Annotated in this window: 9 protein-coding genes; 8 read left to right on the forward strand and 1 reads right to left on the reverse strand. The window is 72.8% G+C overall.

All coding sequences use genetic code 11. The annotated features are described in order from the left end of the window. The first annotated feature begins 205 nt into the window (after window positions 1–205). The 8 genes from argC to argH are packed head-to-tail and all read left to right on the forward strand — an operon-like array spanning window position 206 to window position 8341. A complete protein-coding gene (gene argC, locus E1269_RS28645) occupies window positions 206–1246 on the forward strand; it encodes an N-acetyl-gamma-glutamyl-phosphate reductase (RefSeq protein WP_131901083.1) in 1041 nt (346 codons plus the stop codon). After that, the gene (argJ, locus tag E1269_RS28650; protein WP_131901085.1) at window positions 1243–2400 is read left to right on the forward strand and encodes a bifunctional glutamate N-acetyltransferase/amino-acid acetyltransferase ArgJ; all 1158 of its coding nucleotides are present in this window, start codon (window positions 1243–1245) and stop codon (window positions 2398–2400) included. Before argC ends, argJ begins: the two co-directional genes overlap by 4 nt. Further along, the gene (argB, locus tag E1269_RS28655; protein WP_131901087.1) at window positions 2397–3356 is read left to right on the forward strand and encodes an acetylglutamate kinase; all 960 of its coding nucleotides are present in this window, start codon (window positions 2397–2399) and stop codon (window positions 3354–3356) included. Before argJ ends, argB begins: the two co-directional genes overlap by 4 nt. Then, window positions 3353–4615, forward strand: a complete 1263-nt coding sequence (locus E1269_RS28660; RefSeq protein ID WP_131901089.1) for an acetylornithine transaminase — start codon at window positions 3353–3355, stop codon at window positions 4613–4615. Before argB ends, E1269_RS28660 begins: the two co-directional genes overlap by 4 nt. Next, window positions 4612–5544: an ornithine carbamoyltransferase gene (gene argF / locus E1269_RS28665; RefSeq protein WP_131901091.1), complete on the forward strand. Its 933-nt coding sequence runs from the start codon at window positions 4612–4614 to the stop codon at window positions 5542–5544. Before E1269_RS28660 ends, argF begins: the two co-directional genes overlap by 4 nt. Further along, a complete protein-coding gene (locus tag E1269_RS28670) occupies window positions 5541–6056 on the forward strand; it encodes an arginine repressor (RefSeq protein ID WP_131901093.1) in 516 nt (171 codons plus the stop codon). The genes argF and E1269_RS28670 overlap by 4 nt, the downstream gene beginning before the upstream one ends. Window positions 6057–6071: 15 nt before the next feature. Next, window positions 6072–6920: an argininosuccinate synthase domain-containing protein gene (locus tag E1269_RS28675; protein WP_131901095.1), complete on the forward strand. Its 849-nt coding sequence runs from the start codon at window positions 6072–6074 to the stop codon at window positions 6918–6920. A 17-nt stretch (window positions 6921–6937) separates the two neighbouring features. Next, window positions 6938–8341 carry an argininosuccinate lyase gene (argH, locus tag E1269_RS28680; RefSeq protein ID WP_131901097.1) on the forward strand — a complete coding sequence of 468 codons (1404 nt, stop codon included), beginning with the start codon at window positions 6938–6940 and terminating at the stop codon, window positions 8339–8341. A gap of 49 nt (window positions 8342–8390) precedes the next feature. On the opposite strand, the gene E1269_RS28685 is transcribed toward argH, so the two are convergent. Continuing rightward, window positions 8391–9115: HNH endonuclease signature motif containing protein (locus tag E1269_RS28685; RefSeq protein ID WP_131901099.1), on the reverse strand; the 725-nt coding region annotated here is incomplete at its 5' end.

Consider the following 9115-nt stretch of genomic DNA (forward strand, 5'->3'; position numbering starts at 1 on the left):
CGCGACACGGCGCCCGGGCAACCGATGATCATCAACGATCGCCGACATCACCAGGCGTTCACGCGCCTCACCAGGCTCACAAGCATGGTTCACCACGTAATTACGTGCTGAACGTGATCATTCCGAGGGGGTGGCGGGGAGGGGGAGGTGCCGAACCGGACATACGCGGTTGCATGAAGTTGCGGAGTTCTGCATAATCATTCGCATGGGAGCGACAGTCGCGATCGCGGGTGCCAGTGGTTACGCCGGAGGTGAACTGCTGCGCCTGCTGCTCGCGCACCCCGAGCTGGGCGTCGGCACGGTGACGGCGCATTCGAAGGCGGGCGAGCGTCTCGGCGGGCACCACCCGCAGCTGGTGGAACTGGCCGAGCGGACTCTGGAGCCCACCACCGCCGAGGCGCTGGCCGGGCACGACGTGGTGATCCTCGCGCTGCCGCACGGCGCGTCCGCCGAGATCGCCGCGCAGCTTCCCGACGACGTCCTCGTGCTGGACTGCGGGGCGGACCACCGGCTCACCGACGCCGCGGCCTGGCAGCGCTTCTACGGCACCGAGCACGCCGGCAGCTGGCCGTACGGCCTGCCCGAGCTGGTGCTGGCCGGCGGCGGCAAGCAGCGCGACGCGCTGCCGGGCGCCAGGCGGGTCGCTGTCCCGGGCTGCAACGTGACGGCGGTGACGCTGGCGCTGGCGCCGGGCCTCGCCGCCGGTGTCGTCGCCCCCGACGACATCGTCGCGGTCCTGGCCTGCGGCACCTCCGGCGCCGGGAAGTCGCTCAAGCCGCACCTGCTGGCCAGTGAGATCATGGGTGCGGCCACCCCGTACGCGGTCGGCGGCGTGCACCGGCACATCCCGGAGATCCAGCAGAACCTCCAGCTGGCCGGCGGCGCGCCGGTCACCCTGTCGTTCACTCCGACCCTGGTGCCAATGAGCCGCGGCATCCTCGCCACCGTGACGGCCAAGCTGACCGGTGACGCCGACACCGTGCGGGCCGCCTGGGCCGACGCCTACGCCGACGAGCCGTTCGTGCACCTGCTGCCCGAGGGGCGGTGGCCCACCACCGCCGCCGTCCTCGGCGCCAACACCGCGCACGTCCAGGTGACGGTGGACGAGACGGCCGGCCGGGTGGTCGCGATCGCGGCCGTCGACAACCTCACCAAAGGCACCGCCGGCGCGGCCGTGCAGTCGGCCAACCTGGCGCTCGGCCTGCCGGAGACACTTGGCCTGCCCGTGACGGGGGTGGCGCCGTGAGCGTCACCGCGGCCGGCGGGTTCCGGGCGGCCGGGGTCGCGGCCGGGCTCAAGCTCAGCGGCAAGCCGGACGTCGCCCTCGTCGTCAACGACGGTCCGCGGCACGCCGCCGCCGCCGTCTTCACGTCCAACCGGTGCAAGGCGAACCCGGTCCTGTGGAGCGAACGCACCATCGTCGACGGACGGCTCACCGCCGTCGTCCTGAACTCCGGCGGGGCCAACTGCTACAACGGCCCGGACGGCTTCCAGACCACGCACGCCAGCGCCGAGCTCGTCGCCGAGCTGACCGGCGGCCAGGCCTTCGACGTCGCCGTCTGCTCCACCGGCCTGATCGGGCAGCCGCTGGACCGGCCGATCCTCGAGGCCGGCATCCGGGCCGCGGCCGAGGTCCTGTCCGCCGACGGCGGACCGGCGGCGGCGCAGGCGATCATGACCACCGACACGGTCCGCAAGGAGGCCGTCGCCACCGGTGACGGCTGGGTCGTGGGCGGCATGGCCAAGGGCGCCGGCATGCTCGCGCCGGCGCTGGCCACCATGCTCGTCGTCATCACCACCGATGCGGTCGCCGACGCCGCCACGCTGGACGCGGCGCTGCGCACGGCGACGACGACGACGTTCGACCGGCTCGACACCGACGGCTGCATGTCCACCAACGACACAGTCGTACTCATGGCCAGCGGCGCCTCCGGCGTCGCGGCAGACCCTGGCGCACTGGCCGGCGCCGTCACCCGGGTCTGCGCCGATCTGGCCGAACAGCTGTGGCACGACGCCGAGGGCGCACACCACGACATCCGCATCGAGGTCACCGGCGCGGTGACCGGGGCGGACGCGGTCGAGGTCGCCCGGGCGGTCGCGCGCAGCAACCTGTTCAAGGCCGCGGTGTTCGGCAACGACCCGAACTGGGGCCGGGTGCTCGCCGCGGTCGGCACCACGACGGCCGCGTTCGAGCCGGAGAAGATCGACATCTCGATGAACGGCGTCACCGTGTGCCGGGCGGGCGGTACCCAGCTGGGCGAGCCGTCCGGCGCCGTCGATCTCACCGGCCGCGACGTGCACGTGCTGGTCGACCTCAACGAGGGTGGGCAGACCGCGGCCATCCTGACCAGCGATCTCACGCACGACTACGTGCACGAGAACTCGGCGTACTCGACATGACCGGCACACTGCAGGACCACGAAGGGTTGCTGGACGGCGTCGGTGCGCTGGCGAAGGCCGGCGTGCTGGTGGAGGCACTGCCGTGGCTCAAGCGGTTCCACGACAAGATCGTCGTGGTCAAGTACGGCGGCAACGCCATGGTCGACGAGGGACTCAAGCGTGCCTTCGCCGACGACATCGTCTTCCTGCGGCTGGCCGGGCTCAAGCCGGTCGTCGTCCACGGCGGCGGTCCGCAGATCACCGCGATGCTGGGCCGGCTCGGCATCGACAGCGAGTTCCGCGGCGGGTTGCGTGTCACCACGCCCGAAGCCATGGATGTCGTGCGTATGGTGCTCGTCGGACAGGTCGGACGTGAGATCGTCGGGCTCATGAACACGCACGGGCCGCTGGCCGTGGGGCTCTCCGGCGAGGACGCGGGCCTGTTCACCGCCCGCCGGCAGCCCGCGGTCGTCGACGGCGAGCCCGTCGACATCGGGCTGGTGGGCGACGTCGCCGAGGTCAACGCCGACGCCGTGCGCGACCTCATCGACGCCGGGCGCATCCCGGTCGTGTCGTCGGTCGCGCCGGACCCGGACGGTGTGGTGCACAACGTCAACGCCGACACCGCGGCCGCGGCGCTGGCGGTCGAGCTGGGTGCGGAGAAGCTGGTGGTCCTCACCGACGTCGAGGGGCTCTACCGCAACTACCCTGGCACATCCGCGGCCTCGGCTGGGAAGCGCACCTCGGCCGGGGACACCGAGATCGTGCAGGAGATCACCACCGGCGAGCTGACGACGCTGCTGCCGTCGCTGTCGGCGGGCATGATCCCGAAGATGCAGGCTTGCCTTCGTGCGGTCGAGGGCGGCGTGCCGGAAGCCACGGTCATCGACGGCCGGGTGCCGAACTCGCTGTTGCTAGAGGTCTTCACCGACGAAGGTGTGGGAACTATGGTCGTACCGGGAGTGGGCGCGTCATGACGTACCAGGCGGAGGCGTCCGCGCAGCTGGCCGAGCTGCCGGGCTTCTCCAAGGACCCGCTTGCGGCCGGCAACAACGCGGCCTGGACCGCGCGCTACGAGCGGTCGCTGATGAACACGTTCGGATCGCCGCAGCGGGTTCTGGTGCGCGGCGAGGGCTGCTACGTGTGGGACGCCGACGGCCGGCGCTACCTCGACCTGCTCGGTGGGCTCGCGGTCAACTCGCTGGGGTACGCACACCCCCTGCTGGTGTCCACCGTCACCGCGCAGCTGGCCACCCTCGGGCACGTCTCGAACTTCTTCGCCACCGCTCCGCAGGTGGCGCTGGCCGAGCGACTGCTCGGCCTACTCGGCCAGCCTGGCCGGGTGTTCTTCACCAACTCCGGCACCGAGGCCAACGAGGCGGCGTTCAAAATCGCCCGTCGCACCGGGCGGCCGAACCTTGTCGCAACCGAGGGCGGCTTCCACGGCCGCACCATGGGTGCGCTGGCGCTCACCGGCAAGCCGTCCATCCGCGCGCCGTTCGAGCCGCTGCCCGCAGGCGTGTCGTTCGTGCCGTTCGGCGACGTCGCCGCGCTGGAGGCGGCGGTCGACGACGACACCGCCGCGGTGTTCCTGGAGCCGATCCAGGGGGAGGGCGGTGTCGTGCCCGCGCCGGCCGGCTACCTGGCGGCCGCCCGCGAGATCACCGCCCGGCACGGCGCCCTGCTCGTCGTCGACGAGATCCAAACCGGGATCGGCCGCACCGGCGACTGGTTCGGCCACACCGGCGATGACATCACGCCCGACGTCGTCACCGTCGCGAAGGGCCTGGGCGGCGGCATCCCGATCGGCGCCTGCATCGGCCTGGGTCGGGCCGCCGAGCTGCTCGGACCGGGTGCGCACGGCACCACGTTCGGCGGCAACCCGGTCGCCGCGGCCGCGGGGCTGGCCGTGCTGCACGCCATCGAGCGCGACGGCCTGCTCGACAACGTGCGGACCGTCGGTGCGCACCTGCGCGCCGGCGTCCTCGGCCTCGGCCACCCGCTGGTGCAGGGGGTCCGTGGCCGCGGGCTGCTGCTCGGCATCAACGTGGCCACCCCGCTGGCCGCGCAGGCAGCCGGGGAGGCGCTCGCGGCCGGCTTCATCGTCAACCCGGTCGCACCGGGCACCCTCCGGCTGGCGCCGCCGCTCATCCTCGACACCGCGCAAGCCGATGAGTTCCTCGCCGCCCTGCCCGCGGTGCTGGACGCCGTCGCCCACGGCAAGGAGACACCATGACCCGGCACTTCCTCCGCGACGACGACCTCTCGCCGTCGGAGTACCTGCAGGTCCTGGACATGGCCGACGAGCTCAAGGCGGACCGGTTCGCCTACCGACCCCTCGACGGGCCGAAAGCCGTCGCCGTCATCTTCGACAAGCACTCCACCCGCACGCGGGTGTCTTTCAGCGTCGGCATCGCCGAGCTCGGCGGGTATCCGCTGGTCATCGACGCGCAGACGTCGCAGCTGGGCCGCGGTGAGCCCATCGCCGACACCGCCCGGGTGCTGGACCGGCAGTGCGTGGCGATCGCCTGGCGCACGTACGCGCAGGCCAGGATCCAGGAGATGGCGGCCGCGTCCGCCGTCCCCGTCGTGAACGCGCTCACCGACGAGTTCCACCCCTGCCAGCTGCTGGCCGACCTGCAGACGGTCCGCGAACGCAAGGGCGCGCTGGCCGGGCTCACCCTGACCTACGCCGGCGACGGCGCCAACAACATGGCCCACTCCTACCTGTTGGCAGGCGCCAGCGTCGGCATGCACGTCCGGGTCGCCTCGCCGGAGGGCTACGGGCCCGACGGCGACGTCTTGCGCCAGGCCGCCGCCGTCGCGGCCGCCACCGGCGGCTCCGTTGCCCACGTCACCGACCCGGCCGACGCGTTCGCCGACGCCGACGTGCTGGCCACCGACACGTGGGTGTCGATGGGACAAGAAGCGGAGGGTCGGAGTCGAGAGCAGCCGTTCGTCCCGTACGCGCTCACACAGGCCGCGCTGGACGCCGCCGCGCCCGAACCGGTCGTGCTGCACTGCCTGCCGGCCTATCGTGGCAAGGAGATCGCCGCCGAGGTCATGGACGGCCCGGCGAGCGCAATCTGGGACGAGGCGGAGAACCGGTTGCATGCGCAGAAGGCGCTGCTGACCTGGCTGCTCTCACAGGAGGCGATGGCATGACACAACCTGCCACGCGTGCGGCCCGGCACAGTCGGATCGCCGACATCCTCGCGCAGACCCCCATCCGGTCGCAGTCCGAGCTGGCCATCCGGCTGGCCGAGAGCGGCATCGAGGTCACGCAGGGCACGCTCTCGCGTGACTTGGACGAGCTCGGCGCGGTGAAGATCCGCAACGCCCAAGGCTGGCTGGTGTACGCGCTGCCCGGCGAGGGTGGCGACACTCGTCCACGCGCCGCCGAGGAGGGTGCCGTGGACGCCCGGCTGGTCCGGGTCTGCGAGGAGATCCTGGTCTCGGCACGTTCGTCGGCCAACCTGGTGGTGCTGCGGACGCCGCCGGGTGCCGCGCAGTACCTGGCCTCCGCGATCGACCACGCGGCGCGCACGGACATCCTGGGCACCATCGCCGGCGACGACACGGTCCTCGTCATCGCCACCGACCCCGACGGCGGGGAGCGGGTCGCCACGTGGTTCCTGGCGCTCGCGGAGGGCAACCTCCCCGCCCCGTCGGCGTGAGGAGCCCGCTCCACCATGTCTGACCTCGTCGTCCTCGCCCTCGGCGAGGGTGGGCTCGGAGGCCCTGGTTCGGGTGGGTCGATCGGCGCGCGGGTCGTCGCCGTCGCCGTCCAGGTGGGACCCGGCAGTGGCGACGCCGACGCGGTCCGGGACCGGGCCCTCGCGGCCGGGGCCGTCGCGGCGGACGTCGTCGACGCCCGCGATGAGTTCGCCGACCACCACTGCCTCCCCGCGCTCAAGGCCAACGCCCTGCACCCGCGGCTGCTGCCCGCGCTGTCCACGCCGCTGGTCGCCGAGCACCTGGTTGCCGCCGCGCGCCGGCACGGTGCGCGGACCGTCGCGCACGGGTTCACCGGCGACGCACGGGTCGGGTTCGAGGCCGGCGTCGCAGCGCTCGCGCCGGACCTGACCTGCCTTGCCGTCGACGCGGTGCCGTCGAGGCCCGCCGCAGCGCTCTGGGGGCCGCCGCGCGACGGTGACGCCGACGAGCTGGTCGTCACCTTCGACGCCGGCCGGCCGGTCGCAATCGACGGTGAGACCGTCACGATGTGGCAGGCCATCGAGCTGACAACGCAGCGGGCACGGGCCCAGGGCGTCGGTGACACCGCGATGCCGGGCGCGAGCGTCCTGGCCGCCGCGCACCGCGACCTGGAGGCCGGCACCGTCGAGCGTGACCTGGCGCGGTTCAAGGCCGGCGTCGACCGGCGGTGGAGCGGGCTGGTCCACGCCGGCCGGTGGTTCTCGCCGCTGCGGCGGGCCTTGGACGACTTCGTCGAGACCGCGAACCGGCCCGTCTCCGGCGAGGTCCGGCTGACGTTGCGGGCCGGCGCGGTCTCCCTTGATCATCAGCCGTTGGCCGCGTGACCGAGTTCGGAGGACGAGTGAGCAACAGCGCATTGTGGGGCGCCCGGTTCGAGGGTGGGCCGGCCGACGCCCTGGCCGCCCTGTCGAAGTCGACGCAGTTCGACTGGCGGCTCGCGCCCCACGACATCGCCGGGTCGCGGGCGCACGCGACGGTGCTGCACCGGGCCGGCTTGCTGACCGACGAGGAGCTCGCGGACATGCTCGCCGGGCTGGACCGGTTGGCCGCGGATGTGGAGTCCGGCGCGTTCGGCCCGGCGCCGGCGGACGAGGACGTACACACCGCGCTGGAGCGCGGCCTGATCGAGCGGGTGGGCCCCGACCTCGGCGGGAAGCTGCGAGCCGGACGCTCGCGCAACGACCAGATCGCGACGCTGTTGCGGATGTACCTGCGCGAGTCCGCGCGCACCGTCGGCGGGCTGGTCCTGGACCTGGTGGACGCGTTGGTCGGACAGGCCTCGGCGCACCTGGACGCGGCGATGCCGGGCCGCACCCACCTGCAGCACGCCCAGCCGGTGCTGCTCTCGCACCACCTGCTGGCGCACGCGTGGGCGCTGCTGCGCGACGTCGACCGGTTGCGCGACTGGGACCGGCGCACCGACGTGTCGCCGTACGGTTCCGGGGCGCTGGCGGGGTCGTCGCTGGGCCTGGACCCGTCGTTCGTCGCCTCGTACCTGGGCTTCTCGGCCGCGGCGGAGAACTCCATCGACGCGACGGCTTCGCGCGACTTCGCTGCCGAGGCAGCGTTCGTGCTGGCGATGATCGGCGTGGACGTGTCGCGGATCGCCGAGGAGGTCATCCTTTGGGCGACCAAGGAGTTCTCCTTCGTCATCCTCGACGACGCCTGGTCGACCGGCTCGTCGATCATGCCGCAGAAGAAGAACCCGGACATCGCCGAGCTGGCCCGCGGCAAGGCCGGCCGCCTGGTAGGCAACCTCACCGGCCTGATGATGACGCTCAAGGCGCTGCCGCTGGCGTACAACCGCGACCTGCAGGAGGACAAGGAGCCGGTCTTCGACTCCCTCGACACGCTCCACGTCCTGCTGCCGGCGTTCACCGGCATGGTGGCGACGCTGCGCTTCCAGACCGAGCGACTGGAGGAGCTGGCGCCACAGGGGTTCTCGCTTGCCACGGACATCGCGGAATGGCTGGTCCGGCAGGGCGTGCCGTTCCGCTCGGCACACGAGGTGGCCGGCGCGTGCGTGCGCCTGTGCGAGTCGCGCGGCATCGAGCTGTGGGACCTCACCGACGACGACCTGGCGTCGGTGTCGCCGGCCCTGACGCCGGCGGTGCGTTCGGTGCTCTCGGTGCCCGGTGCGCTGGCCTCACGCTCGGCGAAGGGCGGCACCGCGCCGGATCGCGTGCGCGAGCAGCTCGACGCCGTCCGGGCCGCCGTGGCGGCGGGCCGGGCTGCGTTGGCCTGACCTCCGGCCGCCACCCTGACCGCCCGCCTTCGGCGCAGGCCACGGTCACTCAGAACGGTGGTGGTTGCAGCGGTTGGCTGGCGCCAGGCGCGGAGGTCGATCCGGTCGGTCTGCTCGCGGTGATGGGTCCGATGGCCTCGGGTTCGGTGGGGTAGGTGAAGCCGGCGGGGGTTGTCCACCACCTGGTGCCGTCCGGGTCGGTGCGGATGATGTGGCCGTGATGGGTCCGATCCAGGTGATGGGCGCGGTGCAAGAGCCACGTGTTCGTCGCGCCGGTGGTGCCGCCATGACGGTACGGCACCACGTGGTCGATGTCCGCCTCGCCTGACGGTCGGTCGCAGGTGGGGAACCGGCACGTCGCATCGCGGGCGGTGACGAACGCGGCCAGTGCGGCGGGCGGGGCGTAAGTGGTGTGTCCGTATTCGAGGACCTCTCCGGTGGCGGGGTCGGTGAGCAGCCGGCGCAGGGTGGCGTCGGCGGCGATGCGGCGGGCAGTGGTGGCGGTGATAGGGCCGTGGCCGTCGAGCCAGCCGGGTTGGTCGTCGGCTCCGGCGAGGGTGTTGATCGGCACGGTGGCCAGGACTGTCGCCGCCCGCCCGTGTCGTTTCGCGAGCCGGAGGATGCCGTCCCTGCCGCTGCGTGCGCCGTCGCTCGCGGCGGTGGTCGTGTCGGAGCCGGTGTCGGTGCTGCTGGTCTGGCTGGTTGCGAGGCAGGTGGGGTGGCAGCAGCCGAGGTGGCCGAGGTTGAGGGCGGTCCAGCCGAGCCCGGTGAGGG

The sequence above is a fragment of the Jiangella asiatica genome, from assembly GCF_004349065.1.
GTDB classification, from domain to species: Bacteria; Actinomycetota; Actinomycetes; order Jiangellales; family Jiangellaceae; genus Jiangella; species Jiangella asiatica.